This is a genomic window from Pseudomonas sp. RGM2987 (assembly GCF_022952855.1).
Classification (GTDB): Bacteria; Pseudomonadota; Gammaproteobacteria; order Pseudomonadales; family Pseudomonadaceae; genus Aquipseudomonas.
Genome location: NZ_JALJDX010000158.1, coordinates 1 through 15,474, shown reverse-complemented (window position 1 = coordinate 15,474; position 15,474 = coordinate 1). Strand labels below are relative to the sequence as shown.

At 60.9% G+C, this 15,474-nt stretch carries 18 protein-coding genes; 1 reads left to right on the top strand and 17 read right to left on the bottom strand.

All coding sequences use genetic code 11. The features are described from left to right. Positions 1 to 33 precede the first annotated feature (33 nt). The gene (gene fghA, locus RGM2987_RS07045) at positions 34 to 879 is read right to left on the bottom strand and encodes an S-formylglutathione hydrolase (RefSeq protein ID WP_245139387.1); all 846 of its coding nucleotides are present in this window, start codon (positions 877 to 879) and stop codon (positions 34 to 36) included. Between the two features lie 8 nt (positions 880 to 887). Then, positions 888 to 2,000 carry an S-(hydroxymethyl)glutathione dehydrogenase/class III alcohol dehydrogenase gene (locus RGM2987_RS07040; RefSeq protein ID WP_245139386.1) on the bottom strand — a complete coding sequence of 371 codons (1,113 nt, stop codon included), beginning with the start codon at positions 1,998 to 2,000 and terminating at the stop codon, positions 888 to 890. Positions 2,001 to 2,107: 107 nt separating this feature from the next. Here RGM2987_RS07040 and RGM2987_RS07035 point away from each other — a divergent pair, with 107 nt between their 5' ends. Then, entirely contained in the window at positions 2,108 to 3,004 is an 897-nt protein-coding gene (locus RGM2987_RS07035; protein ID WP_245139385.1) for a LysR substrate-binding domain-containing protein, read from the top strand. Between the two features lie 160 nt (positions 3,005 to 3,164). Here RGM2987_RS07035 and ispD read toward each other — a convergent pair whose 3' ends face one another. The 15 genes from ispD to RGM2987_RS06960 all read right to left on the bottom strand — a co-directional run bounded on the left by ispD (position 3,165) and on the right by RGM2987_RS06960 (position 15,438). Next, the gene (gene ispD / locus RGM2987_RS07030; RefSeq protein WP_245139384.1) at positions 3,165 to 3,872 is read right to left on the bottom strand and encodes a 2-C-methyl-D-erythritol 4-phosphate cytidylyltransferase; all 708 of its coding nucleotides are present in this window, start codon (positions 3,870 to 3,872) and stop codon (positions 3,165 to 3,167) included. Beyond that, complete coding sequence (gene ftsB / locus RGM2987_RS07025) at positions 3,869 to 4,147, bottom strand: cell division protein FtsB (protein WP_030139474.1); 279 nt, start codon at positions 4,145 to 4,147, stop codon at positions 3,869 to 3,871. Before ftsB ends, ispD begins: the two co-directional genes overlap by 4 nt. 171 nt (positions 4,148 to 4,318) lie before the next feature. Then, the gene (eno, locus tag RGM2987_RS07020; RefSeq protein ID WP_024779030.1) at positions 4,319 to 5,608 is read right to left on the bottom strand and encodes a phosphopyruvate hydratase; all 1,290 of its coding nucleotides are present in this window, start codon (positions 5,606 to 5,608) and stop codon (positions 4,319 to 4,321) included. Positions 5,609 to 5,808: 200 nt separating this feature from the next. Continuing rightward, complete coding sequence (gene kdsA / locus RGM2987_RS07015) at positions 5,809 to 6,654, bottom strand: 3-deoxy-8-phosphooctulonate synthase (protein WP_245139383.1); 846 nt, start codon at positions 6,652 to 6,654, stop codon at positions 5,809 to 5,811. A 4-nt stretch (positions 6,655 to 6,658) separates the two neighbouring features. Beyond that, complete coding sequence (locus tag RGM2987_RS07010; RefSeq protein WP_245139382.1) at positions 6,659 to 8,290, bottom strand: CTP synthase; 1,632 nt, start codon at positions 8,288 to 8,290, stop codon at positions 6,659 to 6,661. A 274-nt stretch (positions 8,291 to 8,564) separates the two neighbouring features. After that, positions 8,565 to 9,893 (bottom strand): tRNA lysidine(34) synthetase TilS, encoded by a 1,329-nt coding sequence (tilS, locus tag RGM2987_RS07005; RefSeq protein ID WP_245139381.1) that lies wholly within the window; start codon positions 9,891 to 9,893, stop codon positions 8,565 to 8,567. A 146-nt stretch (positions 9,894 to 10,039) separates the two neighbouring features. Further along, positions 10,040 to 10,546, bottom strand: coding sequence for a phage major tail tube protein (locus tag RGM2987_RS07000; protein ID WP_245139380.1), 507 nt, complete (start codon positions 10,544 to 10,546; stop codon positions 10,040 to 10,042). Further along, positions 10,546 to 11,712, bottom strand: a complete 1,167-nt coding sequence (locus tag RGM2987_RS06995) for a phage tail protein (RefSeq protein WP_245139379.1) — start codon at positions 11,710 to 11,712, stop codon at positions 10,546 to 10,548. Before RGM2987_RS06995 ends, RGM2987_RS07000 begins: the two co-directional genes overlap by 1 nt. Positions 11,713 to 11,714: 2 nt before the next feature. Continuing rightward, positions 11,715 to 11,942, bottom strand: coding sequence for a hypothetical protein (locus tag RGM2987_RS06990; RefSeq protein ID WP_245139378.1), 228 nt, complete (start codon positions 11,940 to 11,942; stop codon positions 11,715 to 11,717). Positions 11,943 to 12,030: 88 nt separating this feature from the next. After that, positions 12,031 to 12,288 carry a tail fiber assembly protein gene (locus RGM2987_RS06985; RefSeq protein ID WP_245139377.1) on the bottom strand — a complete coding sequence of 86 codons (258 nt, stop codon included), beginning with the start codon at positions 12,286 to 12,288 and terminating at the stop codon, positions 12,031 to 12,033. Positions 12,289 to 12,297: 9 nt separating this feature from the next. Continuing rightward, complete coding sequence (locus RGM2987_RS06980) at positions 12,298 to 12,918, bottom strand: hypothetical protein (RefSeq protein WP_245139376.1); 621 nt, start codon at positions 12,916 to 12,918, stop codon at positions 12,298 to 12,300. A gap of 12 nt (positions 12,919 to 12,930) precedes the next feature. Beyond that, positions 12,931 to 13,476: a phage tail protein gene (locus tag RGM2987_RS06975; RefSeq protein WP_245139375.1), complete on the bottom strand. Its 546-nt coding sequence runs from the start codon at positions 13,474 to 13,476 to the stop codon at positions 12,931 to 12,933. Next, the gene (locus RGM2987_RS06970; protein ID WP_245139374.1) at positions 13,473 to 14,117 is read right to left on the bottom strand and encodes a phage tail protein I; all 645 of its coding nucleotides are present in this window, start codon (positions 14,115 to 14,117) and stop codon (positions 13,473 to 13,475) included. The genes RGM2987_RS06975 and RGM2987_RS06970 overlap by 4 nt, the downstream gene beginning before the upstream one ends. Next, on the bottom strand, positions 14,114 to 15,109 hold the full coding sequence (locus RGM2987_RS06965) for a baseplate J/gp47 family protein (RefSeq protein ID WP_245139373.1): 996 nt from the start codon (positions 15,107 to 15,109) through the stop codon (positions 14,114 to 14,116). The genes RGM2987_RS06970 and RGM2987_RS06965 overlap by 4 nt, the downstream gene beginning before the upstream one ends. Next, the gene (locus RGM2987_RS06960; protein ID WP_245139372.1) at positions 15,106 to 15,438 is read right to left on the bottom strand and encodes a phage baseplate protein; all 333 of its coding nucleotides are present in this window, start codon (positions 15,436 to 15,438) and stop codon (positions 15,106 to 15,108) included. The genes RGM2987_RS06965 and RGM2987_RS06960 overlap by 4 nt, the downstream gene beginning before the upstream one ends. Positions 15,439 to 15,474 lie beyond the last annotated feature (36 nt).

Below are 15,474 nucleotides of genomic sequence, written 5' to 3'. Positions count from 1 at the left end.
CCCGATTTTTGTCAGGGCGTGATTCTACCCGCATTAGCGGCTCAGGGCGCGTGCATGATGCTTCAAGTGATCATCAATGAAGCTGGCGATGAAGAAGTAGCTGTGGTCGTAGCCCGGTTGCAGACGCAGCTCCAACGGATGGCCGGCCGCCTTGGCCGCTTGTTGCAGGGCCTGGGGCTTGAGCTGGTTTTCGAGGAAATCGTCGCGATCGCCCTGGTCTACCAGCAACGGCAGCTTTTCGTCAGCTTCGGCGATCAACGCGCAGGCATCCCATTCGCGCCATTTCGAGCGGTCTTCCCCCAGGTAACGGGAGAAGGCCTTCTGGCCCCACGGGCAATCCATCGGATTGTTGATCGGCGAAAAGGCCGACACCGAACGGTAGCGCCCCGGGTTGCGCAATGCGCAGACCAGCGCGCCATGGCCGCCCATGGAGTGGCCGCTGATGCCGCGTTTATCCGAAGCAGGGAAATGGGCTTCGACCAGCGCCGGCAATTCCTGCACCACGTAGTCATGCATCCGATAGTGCCGTGCCCAAGGTTCCTGCGTGGCGTTCAGATAAAAGCCCGCGCCCAGGCCGAAATCCCAGGCACCGTCCGGATCGCCTGGCACATCGGCGCCGCGGGGGCTGGTGTCCGGCGCCACGATGATCAAGCCCAATTCGGCGGCCATGCGCTGGGCGCCGGCCTTCTGCATGAAGTTTTCGTCGGTGCAGGTCAGCCCGGACAGCCAATACAGCACAGGCAACTTGCCGCCCTGCTCGGCTTGCGGCGGCAGGTAGACGGCGAACACCATGTCACAGCCCAGCACTTCGGAGCGGTGCCGGTAACGCTTGTGCCAGCCGCCGAAGCTTTTCTGGCAGGAAATGTTTTCCAGACTCATGACCGACCTCAGAAATGAATAACGGTACGGATGCTCTTGCCTTCATGCATCAGGTCGAATGCCTTGTTGATATCTTCCAGGCCCATGGTGTGGGTGATGAAGGTGTCCAGCGGGATCTCGCCCTTCTCGGCCATGTCCACGTAGCTCGGCAACTCGCTGCGCCCGCGCACGCCGCCGAATGCCGAACCACGCCAGACGCGCCCGGTCACCAGTTGGAATGGACGGGTGGCGATTTCCTGGCCGGCACCGGCGACGCCGATGATCACCGACTCGCCCCAGCCCTTGTGGCAGCACTCCAGGGCGGCACGCATCAATTGGACATTGCCGATGCACTCGAAGGAAAAGTCCACGCCGCCGTCGGTCATGTCGACGATGACTTCCTGGATCGGACGGTCGAAATCCTTCGGGTTGACGCAATCGGTGGCACCCAGTTGCTTGGCGATTTCGAACTTGGCCGGGTTGATGTCGATGGCGATGATGCGCGAGGCCTTGGCCTTGACCGCGCCAATCACTGCCGACAGGCCGATGCCGCCCAGGCCGAAAATCGCCACGGTATGGCCCGGCTTGACCTTGGCGGTGTTGATCACCGCGCCGATCCCGGTAGTCACGCCACAACCTAGCAGGCAGACTTTCTCCAGCGGAGCTTCTTTCGGGATCTTCGCCACGGAGATTTCCGGCAGCACGGTGTACTCGGAGAACGTCGAGGTACCCATGTAGTGGAAAATCGTCTCGCCTTTGTAGGAGAAACGCGAGGTGCCGTCCGGCATCAGGCCTTTGCCCTGGGTGGCGCGAATCGCTTGGCAGAGGTTGGTCTTGCCCGACTTACAGAATTTGCACTGGCCGCATTCCGGCGTGTACAGCGGAATCACATGATCACCCACGGCGACCGACGTCACGCCTTCCCCGATGGCTTCGACAATCGCGCCGCCTTCGTGGCCAAGGATCGACGGGAAGATCCCTTCCGGGTCGGCACCTGACAAAGTGTAGGCATCGGTATGGCAGACCCCGGACGCGACCACGCGCAGCAACACTTCACCCGCCTTGGGCATGGCGACGTCGACTTCAACGATTTCCAGGGGTTTCTTGGCCTCGAAGGCAACGGCAGCGCGGGACTTGATCATCCGGATTCTCCAGCAAATAAAAACGAGACCGGGAGTGTAATCCGCTGCCGGACAATGAATAATCCAGCCGAAAGCAAAACATTATTGCCATACAGGGATAATCCTTCATGTCGGATAACCGCTGGGACGGGATCGACGAGTTTGTCGCCGTGGCCGAGTGCAGCCAGTTCACTGCGGCGGCGGAGCGTCTCGGGGTTTCCTCTTCCCACATCAGTCGCCAGATCGTACGGCTGGAGGAGCGTCTACAGACACGCTTGCTCTACCGCAGCACCCGCCGCGTCACCCTGACCGAGGCCGGCCAAACCTTTTTGCAACATTGCCAGCGCTTGCAAGATGGCCGCGAGGAAGCACTACGAGCAGTGGGAGACTTGACCAGCGAGCCCAAGGGCATGTTGCGCATGACCTGTGCGGTGGCCTATGGCGAGCGTTTTATCGTTCCGCTGGTGACGCGCTTCATGGGGCTTTATCCGCAGTTGCGGGTCGACATCGAATTGAGCAATCGCCCGCTGGATCTGGTGCACGAAGGCTTGGACCTGGCGATTCGCCTGGGTCGCTTGCAGGACTCTCGCCTGGTAGCCACCCGCCTCGCGCCGCGGCGCATGTACTTGTGCGCTTCGCCTTCCTATCTGGAACGCTACGGTCGGCCCCACAGCTTGTCGGAACTGAGCCGCCACAACTGTTTGATCGGCAGCTCCGACCTCTGGCAACTGGAGCAGAACGGACGGGAGTTTTCCCAGCGCGTGCAGGGAAACTGGCGCTGCAACAGTGGGCAGGCGGTGCTCGACGCTGCCCTGCAAGGCGTTGGCTTGTGTCAGTTGCCGGACTATTACGTACTGGAGCATCTGCACAGCGGCGCGTTGATATCGTTGCTCGAAGCCCACCAGCCACCGAATACGGCGGTGTGGGCGTTGTATCCGCAGCAGCGGCATCTGTCGCCGAAGGTGCGCAAGTTGGTGGAGTATTTGAAGGAAGGGTTGGCGCAGCGGCCGGAGTATCGGGGGTAGCTGTCAGCAGCATTTTTGGTGATTGGACGATCGCCTTCGCGAGCAAGCCCGCTCCCACAGGGGATTTCAGTGAACCAATCTTTCATATCACCAAGATTCCCTGTGGGAGCGGGCTTGCTCGCGAAGGGCGCAACACCGTATCCGGGCCGAACAAAAATCCCTAGAGACGATGCGCCCAACGCTGGCGCAACCACTCCAGGTCCTCGGGACGAGTAATCTTGAGGTTATCCGACCGCCCCTCGATCAACCGAGGCGCCTGCCCTGCCCACTCCATCGCCGAGGCTTCATCGGTGATCAAGGCATCGGCCACCAGGCTATCAGCCAACGCCCGATGCAAGGCGCCAAGGCGGAACATCTGGGGGGTGTAGGCTTGCCAGATCACGCTGCGGTCAACGGTTTCCAGCACGCGGCCCTGCTTGTCGACGCGCTTGAGCGTATCGCGCGCCGGGACCGCCAGCAGGCCGCCGACCGGGTCGTTCGCCAACTCGCCGAGCAAGGTGTCCAGATCGGCCCGGGACAGATTGGGACGAGCGGCGTCGTGCACCAGTACCCAATCGTGAACGTCGGCGCCCTGCCCGTGCAGATGCAGCAAGGCATTGAGTACTGAATCGCAGCGCTGCGCGCCACCGTCCACGCGTTGGATGCGCGGGTCGCTGGCGCAGGCCAGGGTCGGCCAGTAGGGATCATCGTGCGCGATGCTGACCACCACGCCCTTGACGGTCGGATGATCGAGGAAACAGCCAAGGCTGTGTTCGAGAATTGTGCGTCCGCCCAGTTGCAGGTATTGCTTGGGACGGTCAGCGGCCATCCGGGCTCCGACGCCCGCGGCAGGAATCACGGCCCAGAAGGCCGGTAGACGAATACTCATTGGGCCAACTGGTAGAGGGTTTCACCCTCCTTGACCATGCCCAGTTCATGACGAGCCCGCTCTTCAACGGTCTCCATGCCTTTTTTCAGTTCCATCACTTCGGCGTCCATCACCCGGTTGCGCTCCAGCAGCGCCTCGTTCTCGGCATGCTGGTCGGCAATCTGCTGAGTCAGCTCGGCCACTTGCGCGAGGCTGCCATTGCCCACCCACAGGCGGTACTGCAGACCGGCCAGCAACAGGAGCAAGACAAGAAACAACCAATTGGGACTGCGCATCGAATATCAGGTATCCAGTAAAAAAAGACCGCCATGCCAAACTTTGAAGCGTCTGATAGCACGAAGCCTGGAAGAACCAGGCTTGTGCTTGATAAGGCATCAGATTAGAGGGAAAAGCGCCGTGATGACGACTTTTCCGAGCCAACCCGCTGTCTTTTTATCATTTACTGCTTAACCGCGAAACTCGGCGCGACCGTTGTACTTGGCCTTGCCGTTCAACTGCTCTTCGATACGCAGCAGTTGGTTGTACTTGGAAACGCGGTCGGAACGGCACAGCGAACCGGTCTTGATCTGGCCCGCCGCAGTGCCCACGGCCAAGTCGGCAATGGTCGAGTCTTCGGTTTCGCCGGAGCGATGGGAGATCACGGCGGTGTAACCGGCAGCCTTGGCCATCTGGATGGCTTCCAGGGTTTCGGTCAGCGTGCCGATCTGGTTGAACTTGATCAGGATCGAGTTGGCGATCTTTTTGTCGATGCCTTCTTTCAGGATCTTGGTGTTGGTCACGAACAGGTCGTCGCCCACCAACTGGGTTTTCTCGCCGATCTTGTCGGTGAGAATTTTCCAGCCAGCCCAGTCGGACTCATCCAGGCCGTCTTCGATGGAAATGATCGGGTAACGCTCGGTCAGGCCCTTGAGGTAGTCGGCGAAACCTTCGGCGGTGAACACCTGGCCTTCGCCGGACAGGTTGTACTTGCCGTCTTCGAAGAACTCACTGGCGGCGCAGTCCAGGGCCAGGGTCACGTCGGTACCCAGCTTGTAGCCGGCGTTGGCCACGGCTTCGGAGATCACTTTCAGCGCGTCTTCGTTGGACGCCAGGTTCGGTGCGAAACCGCCTTCGTCGCCCACTGCGGTGCTCAGGCCACGGGCCTTCAGCACAGCCTTGAGGTGATGGAAAATCTCGGTGCCCATGCGCAGGCCTTCGGAGAAGGACTTGGCGCCTACCGGCTGGACCATGAATTCCTGGATGTCGACGTTGTTATCGGCATGCTCACCGCCGTTGATGATGTTCATCATCGGCACCGGCATCGAGTAGACACCCGGCGTACCGTTGAGGTTGGCGATGTGCGCGTACAGTGGCAGGTCCTGGTCCTGGGCAGCGGCCTTGGCGGCGGCCAGGGACACGGCGAGGATCGCGTTGGCGCCCAGGGTGGCCTTGTTCTCGGTACCGTCGAGCTTGATCATCGCCAGGTCGAGGGCTTTCTGGTCGGCAGGGTCTTTACCCAGCAACAGGTCGCGGATCGGACCGTTGATGTTGGCGACGGCTTTGAGCACGCCTTTGCCCAGGTAACGGCTCTTGTCGCCATCACGCAGCTCCAGCGCTTCGCGCGAGCCAGTGGAAGCACCGGACGGCGCGCAGGCGCTGCCGATGATGCCGTTGTCGAGAAGCACGTCCGCTTCAACAGTGGGGTTGCCACGGGAGTCGAGAACTTCACGACCTTTGATGTCGACGATTTTTGCCATTGTTGTAAACACTCCAAAGTTGACTAGAACGTTGCAGGAAGCTTGCTCCCGCTCGGCTGCGACACGGCTTGAAGCTCAACGAGAGCGCTTCGCACTCCAGCGGGAGCAAGCTCCCTCGCCACAGGCCATGTGCCCTCAAGAACGGTGCGGCCCGCAGGCCAGAGCGATAATCGTGCGGTACTTTACCGGAGAAAACCGCGTTACGCGGTTTCTATCGTCGGAAAACCCTTGACCAGGTCGTCCAGTGCCTTGAGCTGAGACAGGAACGGCTCCAGCTTGTTCAAGCGCAAGGCACACGGGCCGTCGCACTTGGCATTGTCCGGGTCCGGATGGGCTTCAAGGAACAGGCCCGCCAGGGACTGGCTCATGCCTGCCTTGGCCAGGTCGGTGACCTGGGCGCGACGGCCACCGGCGGAATCCGAACGACCGCCAGGCATCTGCAGCGCGTGGGTCACGTCGAAGAACACCGGGTACTCGAACTGCTTCATGATGCCGAAGCCGAGCATGTCCACCACCAGGTTGTTGTAGCCGAAGCTCGAACCACGCTCGCAGAGGATCAACTGGTCATTGCCGGCCTCTTCGCACTTGCTCAGGATGTGTTTCATCTCCTGGGGCGCGAGGAACTGCGCTTTCTTGATGTTGATCACCGCGCCGGTCTTGGCCATCGCGACCACCAGGTCGGTCTGGCGCGACAGGAAGGCCGGCAGTTGGATGATGTCGCAGACCTCGGCCACGACCGCGGCCTGGTCAGGCTCGTGGACGTCGGTGATGATCGGCACGCCGAAGGCTTGCTTGATGTCCTGGAAGATCCGCATGCCTTCCTCCAGGCCCGGACCCCGGTAGGAGGTCACGGACGAGCGGTTGGCCTTGTCGAAGCTGGCCTTGAACACGTAAGGGATGCCCAGTTTCTGGGTGACCTTGACGTATTCTTCGCAGACCTGCATCGCCATGTCGCGGCTTTCCAGCACGTTCATGCCGCCAAACAGCACCATGGGCTTGTCGTTGGCGATCTCGATGTCGCCGACGCGGATGATCTTCTGGGCCATCGTCTTATGCCTTTTTCTGGTGTTGGGCCAAAGCGGCCTTCACAAAACCACTGAACAGCGGATGACCGTCCCGTGGCGTCGAGGTGAACTCGGGGTGGAACTGGCAGGCGACAAACCACGGGTGGTCCTGCGCTTCCACCACTTCCACCAGCGCGCCGTCACCGGAGCGACCGGAGATTTTCAGGCCGGCCTCGATCAGTTGCGGCAGCAGGTTGTTGTTCACTTCGTAACGATGACGGTGACGCTCGACGATCACGTCCTTGGCGTAGCAATCGTGCACCAGGGAGCCGGCTTCGAGCAGGCATTCCTGGGCGCCGAGGCGCATGGTGCCGCCCAGGTCAGAGCTTTCGGTACGTACTTCCACGGCGCCGGTGGCATCTTCCCACTCGGTGATCAGGCCCACGACCGGGTGGCCGCTGGCGCGATCGAACTCGGTGGAGTTGGCGTCTTTCCAGCCCATCACGTTACGGGCGAATTCGATGACCGCCACTTGCATGCCCAGGCAGATCCCCAGGTAAGGCACCTTGTTTTCGCGGGCGTATTGCACCGCGGTGATCTTGCCTTCCACGCCCCGCAGACCGAAGCCGCCCGGCACGAGGATCGCGTCGGCGCCTTCGAGCAGGCCGGTGCCCTGGTTCTCGATGTCTTCGGAATCGATATAGCGCAGGTTGACCTTGGTGCGGTTGCTGATGCCTGCGTGACTCATCGCCTCGATCAGCGACTTGTAGGCGTCCAGCAGTTCCATGTACTTGCCGACCATGGCGATGGTGACTTCATGCTCCGGGTTGAGCTTGGCATCGACCACGGCATCCCATTCGGACAAGTCGGCGCCGGCGCATTGCAGGCCGAAGCGCTCGACGACGAAGTCGTCCAGGCCCTGGGAGTGCAGGATGCCCGGGATCTTGTAGATGGTGTCGGCATCTTCCAGACCGATGACCGCACGCTCTTCAACGTTGGTGAACTGGGCGATCTTGCGACGCGAAGAAATGTCGATCGGGTGATCGGAGCGGCAGATCAGCACGTCAGGTTGCAGGCCGATGGAGCGCAGTTCCTTGACCGAATGCTGGGTCGGCTTGGTCTTGGTTTCGCCGGCGGTAGCGATATATGGGACCAGGGTCAGGTGCATCAGCATCGCGCGCTTGGCGCCGATTTCGAAACGCAGCTGACGGATAGCTTCCAGGAACGGTTGGGACTCGATATCGCCCACGGTACCGCCGATCTCGACCATGGCCACGTCGGCATCGCCGGCACCCTTGATGATGCGGCGCTTGATTTCGTCGGTGATGTGCGGGATGACCTGGATGGTGGCGCCCAGGTAGTCACCACGGCGCTCTTTGCGCAGCACGTGCTCATAGACACGGCCGGTGGTGAAGTTGTTGTTCTGGGTCATGGTCGTGCGGATGAACCGCTCGTAGTGGCCCAGGTCCAGGTCGGTCTCGGCGCCGTCGTGGGTGACGAACACTTCGCCGTGTTGGAACGGGCTCATGGTGCCCGGGTCGACGTTGATGTACGGGTCCAGCTTGAGCATGGTGACTTTAAGCCCCCGCGCCTCCAGGATGGCCGCCAATGAAGCCGAGGCAATGCCTTTCCCCAATGAAGAAACAACACCGCCCGTGACGAATATGTAGCGCGTCATGAAAAACCCTAGAAGTCTGCGTTAAAGCGGTCCGAGCCGCCGGGGAAAGCGAAGGAAGGCCGAAGCCCCCGATCACCTGCATTAATCACAGTGCACCTTTCAAAAAAACCGCCGCGTTGGGACAGACCGGAAGTGAAATCACCGGTACGTTGCTCGCTACACATTTTTTGGAATCGCCCAGCAAAGACTGCTTGGTAATCGGCAACTCCTGCAATTCAGGCGAATCCACAGAAGTTGTATCAAGAAGGGAGCGTAGTCTACCGGAAAGCCCCTATCAGCTCAAACCCCGATCTTGGCTTCCTGGCTGCCAGATCAATTGCCAACTGCCATCAGCGCCGGCATTGAGCCCGGCAAGATTGGCCACCGCCAGCAATTGCTCGCCCCGAAACAGCAGCGGCAATCGGCCGCGAACGAACGTCGGCACCGCGCGTTCATTGAGCAGGCGCTTGAGATCGCGATGCCCACGGCCCGGCAGTTCCAGCACTTCGCCGCCTTGACGATAGCGCACGCAAAGTGGCCCCGCCGGCCGCTTGCCGCTGAGGGTGACCCAACCGTTGTCCGGTAAATACAGCGGTGCGGCGGGGTCCGCCCATTCGACGGGGCCCGTAGCCGAACGCAGCCAGTGGTCGGATAACCACCAGGCGCGCCCACCGCCCCGGTGCAGTTCACCGCCGGCCAGGCGCCAGATCGGTTGGGCATCGTCCGCCGCATCCCGCAGCGAGTTCCAACCGGACCAGTGATCGCTGTCGGGCAGGGTCGTCATCGGGGCCAGCCAATGGCTCAACGCATTGCGCTGGCGAGCCGGCGACAGGGCTTGCAAGGGCGCCAGCTCAAGCGACGGCACCCCAAGCCAATCGAACGCGCCCGGGGCCGTGGCGCCGGCCAGGTCGAGCCGCGCCAGGTCGTCCAGCAAGCCTTGGGCCTCGCTCATGTGCGCAGCGCTGCGAGCCAGGCTCATCGACGCCTGGGGCCATTGCTCAGCCAGCACCGGAAATACCCGTTGGCGCAGGTAATTGCGCGAGAACCGCTGATCGTCGTTGGACGGGTCTTCGACCCAGCTCAGACCCTGTTGCGTCGCATAGGCCTCCAGTTCCGCGCGTGATACGTCGAGCAGCGGACGCAGCAAATGCCCGAGGCCCAAGGGGCGTTGCCGCGGCATCGCCGACAAGCCCCGCACCCCTGCCCCCCGCAGCAAACGAAACAGCAGGGTTTCAGCCTGATCGTCCCGGTGCTGGGCGGTGAGCAGCACTTCGTTGTCGTGGATCGCCGCGACAAAGGCGCCATAACGCGCATCCCGGGCGGCGCGCTCGATGCTCGCACCAGGCCGGACCTGGACGCTGACCAACTGCAGCGGCACACCCAAGACCTCGCACACCGAGCGGCAATGCTCCGGCCAGGCATCGGCCGCAGCCTGGAGGCCGTGGTGGACATGGAGGGCGCTGAGCGTGGGCAGGGCGTGGTGTTTCGAGAGGGACGCGAGCAGGTGCAGCAGGACGGTGGAATCGAGGCCACCGGAGAAGGCGATGCGCCAGGCGGCGGCGTTGCGCCAGGGGGAGAGTTGAGTGAGGAGGTGGGTGGGTAGATCAATCCTGGATTGATTCATAGGATCTGGCCTTCACACCAATCAAATGTGGGAGCGGGCTTGCTCGCGAATGCGGTGTGTCAGCCAACATCAATGTCACTGACAGATTGCATTCGCGAGCAAGCCCGCTCCCACAAGAGATCTGCGTTCATCTGACTGGCAGCGGATTAAGGCAACAACACCGCACGCCGGGCATTGCCCAGGATGTCGACGCCGTTGAGCACGAACTTCTGGGTGCGTACGTCGATGTCGATCACTGGGATACCGTTTTCCAGACGGTTGTAGGTGCGGCAGGAGAGCTCCAGGGCAGTGGTCGGTTTATCACCCATCTTCAGCGCCGTTTCGGTCAGGGATTTCAGCTTGCCGCCCACGGTGTGGTAGGTGAACCAAGTGTTGCCGTCCTGATCCTGGCCGGCCTCGCGCACGTTCAGCAGGATGTCGTCGCCCAGGTTCACGCCCAGGGCCAGCATCACTTCCGGCCCCATGCCTTGCAGCGTCAACGAGGCGCCGAGCGCATTGCCGCTCTTGGCCATTTCCTCGGCGATGAAGCGTCCGCCCGTCATCGATTCCATGGCGAACTCGATTTTGGGTGGGGTGAAGGTTTCCACGGTCGCCGACAACGGCAAGCCTTGCAGGGTGGCCGCGATGGCCTGTCTTACGCGGTTGGTAAACATTAGAGAACATCCTCCAGGAACTGCTCGATGATTTCATCGCGGGCGTTGAGTTGATAAATCATGTGTTCGTTTGGCGCGTAGCGGCCGTAGTCGATGACCACGTACCAGGTGCCGTTCTTGTACTTCTCGACGCTGTTGAGTTCCGGGTGCAGGTAGACGCTGCCGCCAGGGATGGTTTCGTCGGCGACCAGGGTTTGCAGCCAGTCGTTGATGCGCTTGACCTCCTGGTCCATGAACGACTTGGTCAGGTTCTTCGCCATGGCTTTCTGGCCGGCTTTCACCAACTTGCGGCTGATCGCATCTTCCAGGCCCACGTAGCTGATGAACTTGCCAGTGACCGAGCGGTTGCCCAGCAGCGAGAAACCGCCGAGGACGGTGCGGGCGTAGTAGCTGACGCCGTAGCGGTTGAGCAGATCGCCTTCGGTTGAGGTGTCGAGGATGTTGTATTCCACGGTGCGGGACACGTCTTCGGCAAAGGTCACCTGGTTGCCCGGGCTCTCCCATTGCTTGACCTTGGCGAGCGCGGCGATCGCCAGGCTCGACGGCGCCAGGAAGACGTTTTTCTTCGCCGCCTTGGAGTACACCGCCGGCATGTTGTGCACCACCAGGCAACGGTCGAAACCCAGGTCTGCACCGCCCAGTTCCTGGCTGTAGGTCACCTGGTCGGCGACCGAGGCGTCCTTGCCATCGAGTACTACCCGCGCCTTGATACGCTTGCCGAACGAGGCAAATTCGCTCGCCACCGCCTTGCTGCCGGTGAAGCCCGGCGCGCCGATGATGGTCAAGTCTTCGGCGACGCCACTCAACGCCGCCAGGCCCAGCTTGCGGCCGGTCTGCGCTTCGATACCGCCGATGACGTTGTTCTGCGTGTCGGCCGGGGTCGCGCCCTCTTCGACGATGACCACGTAGACCGGCACCTTGACCACTTTGAGGATCTGGTAGACCGCCTGGAACAACGTCCCCGCCTCGGCACCGGTCGGGTCCAACTGGGCCTGGGTGGTGAAGCTATTGATACGGAACGGGGTGTTTTTCGGGATCAGCGGATTGGCATTCGGCGCGGTGCCGACCAGCCCGATGACGTTATCGCCCAGGCCACCCATGGCCTCGGGAGATTCAGTGGCATTGACGGTAATGCCGTTGTGCTCGAAGTTCAAAACCTCAGCCATGGTTATTCAGCCTTCTTGGTGGCGGCATTTTTGGCCGGGGTTGTGGGGATGGCTTGCGTGTCGACAGCCTGCTTGAGGGTTTGCAGAACGCTGGTCAACTCAAGGCGACCGGCACTGCGCAAGGCGCTGGCCTCGACATCCAGCAACTCCAGCTCCTGGTCGACACTCGACCAGTGGCCACCGCCAGTGGGGAAAGGCAGCAGCACGGTGTATTGCTTTCGAATGGGCATCTTTGGGCTCCTTCAGATGCGAAAAACACAAAAGCCCCAATCATTGGGGCTTATTGCTGGCGAAAAAAAACCGCTCTCGCGGTTGGGGTTATTTAATGAAGGTCGGCAGCACAGGCCAGACGAGCTTGGACGGATCCTCGACCTGCTCGGGAATGTCACGCAACGCCTGACGGTATGCTTTCACCTCGGCTCGCTGGACGTCTGTCGCAGGATAATCCAGCAGTTGGGTGAAATCCGTATCTCGCAAAAACTGGTTACGGCGGGTACGAATGGTGGCCCATTCAATTTCGCGAGACGGTATGGCGAGTGGAAATTCGGAGGTATCCACAAGGGGGGTATCAGACATGTTCGCTCCTTAACTGAAAACGACGGTATCGGACAACGACAACTTAGTCTTCAAGTCGCCCAGGTTGAACAACCGACCGTTGCCGACACGCATGGTGTCAACTCGGACGGTGGTGTAATAAATGTTGGGAATCAGGATGCGCATGACGATGTTACCGCTCGTATCGACGTAGACCGCCGGCGTCATGTTCCCAAAAGTCGAGACATTCTGTAGAACCCGACTAGGCTGATAGCAATATCCAACCAGCGTCTCTTCGATAATTTTTGCAGTACCGTAGCTGTACCCTTTGATGTTGAACCAGAACATTTCCGAGTTGGCATTAACGTTCAATGGCACCTTGAAATGCATGTATACGTTTGTGCTGGAGCCCAGCTCGGTGGACATAAAATCGCCTTGCGCGGTAGAACCATAGGGCCCTCCGGTCCCGTAGACATGCCCCTGCAAAACATTGCGTCGAATGGTACCGAGCGCAGCCGGATCTCCTTCTACATCCTTCAAGCTTCGCCATTCGTTGAACTGCGCCACGGCCGCAGCCATGGTCAAATTGATAGCGCCGATCTTTCCATTGACCACCGTGGTCAAGTTGTTGGCCGCGGTCACCAGCGACGCGATAGAGGTTTCCAGACTCACGTTTCAAACTCCTTATGCTATTGATCTATTGGGCGCTTCAAGCGTCATTACCCGAAACAACAAGCCGATATTGCGCGCCATGTTGTCGATATTGGCCGTTGCCAAGGCGGCGATTTCTTCGCTCAGCAGAATGTTCAAGTCATCAGACCCGATTACCACTGTGACGCTTTGCGTCGGCAACGGTGATATATCCAACGTGAACTTCTGCAACACACGCGCCGCAGCCGCCTTGTACGTCAGTAACTTTCCAGCCACCGAATACACCGCCAGCAACGTGCCGGTAGACAGATAAAAACCGTACTCACCGATTTCGTATTCATCCGCCCCATCGAACAAGGCAGCCATCCTCAACTGTCCTGGATCGAGGTCTTCGTAATCCACGATCGCCACGCGCTGCCGTTCATTGCGCAGCGCGGTCTCCGATCCAGTCGGATCGTAGCGGGCGGTACCGGCACCGATGTGGGTGATCTCCCCTTTCAAGCCTTGGTTCTTGGCCTGCAACACTTCCGCCAGGCCGGCGGAGGTGAAGCGAACCAAACGCGTAATGTCTTCTGTCATGTCTGCGCCCTGAGGTCGTAGTCGTTAATGGTGTAGGGTTGGGAAACCCCGATCTGGGTTAGCCTGCCGCGAAGTTCGAGCACCGGCAGCGCGCCGCACAGAGACAACTCACCGTCGCTCAATGGCCCGTGCATGGCCGCTGTTGCCGCGAGGCCGCCGCTGGTTTGATGCACCACGGTGATGGTGGCCTGGTCGCGCTCGCTCTTGGCTGCATTGATTCGCTGTATCAAGCGACTGTGATCACCACTGGCCCAGCCTTGGCCGATGATGGCTTGCACATCAAAGGTGTAAGGCTGAGCGTTGGGCTGCTGTTCGTACCAGGCGATCACGCGGGGCGTGAATCCCAGAGACTCAACAGCGTGGTTCAACGCCTGACGGGTGCCAGCCTGGCGCTGGATCTGCCAGGACAGTGAAACCGTCAGGCGTTTCTCCAGGTCGCTCGCCCCTGCGTCCCACTCGCTCACACCACGATCAGCCGCCAGATAGGGCAGGAACGCGGACGGGGTCTGACCCGGGTTCATCAATTCGGAAAACGGCGGCTGGACACGATCGAGCAGCTTGGCGAACCCCAGGTCCAGCGCTTTCTCCAGCGCAGAACTGTTGGCCGGTAGCAGGCCGGAGGGCGAAACGGCGTCGCTCATAATGTCTGCACCTCCACGTCCACCGCCGCGCAGTACGGCGCTTCGAAGGCACTGGCTACGATGGGTTCCAGCGGCTCGAGGATCTCGAGTTGCACCGCACCCGCCGAATGAAGGGTGTAATCGATCCAACTGGGATCCACCCGACCTTCCAATCGGTGGCAGGCGTCGGCATAACTCTGCAATTGCTGCTGCGCCGCCATCCGGGTCAGCCCCGAGTCCGGCCCACCGTTGATCCGGGCTATCACGCGGATGCGGTAGGGTTTTATCTGCGCCCTCTGGACCGTCACTCGATCAGTTTCCGGCCGGACGTCTGGCCGGGAAAAATGTCGGCGCACACCGTCGAGCAACGCCGAAGAAGGCACGCCATTGCCTTCACGGGAAAGCACGGTGACCATCACCTCGCCTGGAGCCGTCCGACGTGCGTTCCCATCCTTGACCTGCGCCGCGAGACCGTCCGGATCAAAGGTATAGGTCACCGTCACGACACCGGCTGCGCTGCTGTCCACCTTCACCGCCGGCCGCTCGCCAAGGGTGAAGATTTCCCGCCGATACTGCATTCGCGAACCGGCCGCCGGAGCATGGGGTGCCAGGTAGTAACGCAAGCGGGCGTCATCGTCGCTTTCATAGATCGGAGCCACCGGTGGGAAGGCCGCTGGATCGCCCGGGTCGAGCAACTGGCGCTCAAGGCCCATGTCCGCCAGCCGGGCGTCGAGGTTGCTGCCTGTGGCCCACCACGCCAGCATCTGTTTGATCCGGGCGTTGTACTTGCGCTCGTGGGTTTGCAGCCGTATGCAAAACGCTTCGAGAGCCAGGGTCAGCAGCTCGCTTTCGTTTTCAAGGCTGTCGACCAGCTTGGCCGCGCTTGCGGGGGAGCGTGCGCCGACGTACTCGATCACGAAGGTCTTGAATTCGGCTAGCAGGTCCTCGAACGCCTCGACGGTGACGATGGCCGGTTCGGCCAGTTGGTTCTGGCCGGGGATCAACATGCTCATGTCACCACCTCGAAGGTCTGCTTGCGGTTTTTCCAAGTGCCGGCGAAGCGCAATAACAATCCGGCCCCTTGCCGGCTGGCCACGATGACTTGCGGTTCGAAATCACCGATGCCGTTGTGGGGGTTATAGAAGGCTTGGGCGGCGTGGCTCTGGGCGAGCATCAGCAGGTCGTCGCCGAGGTTCTGGCCCAGCAACCGGGTCAATGCGCAGCCATATAAAGGACGCTTTTGCCGGGTCCCGAGCGGAGTGGTCAGCGCCCGGGTGGCGCGCTGCACGAACTGCAGCCAGTCGTCGACCGTCGCGCCGGTGTTGCGATCGATTCCAATCATGGGGAAAACTCTTATGCGGTACTGATGACGCGGCCC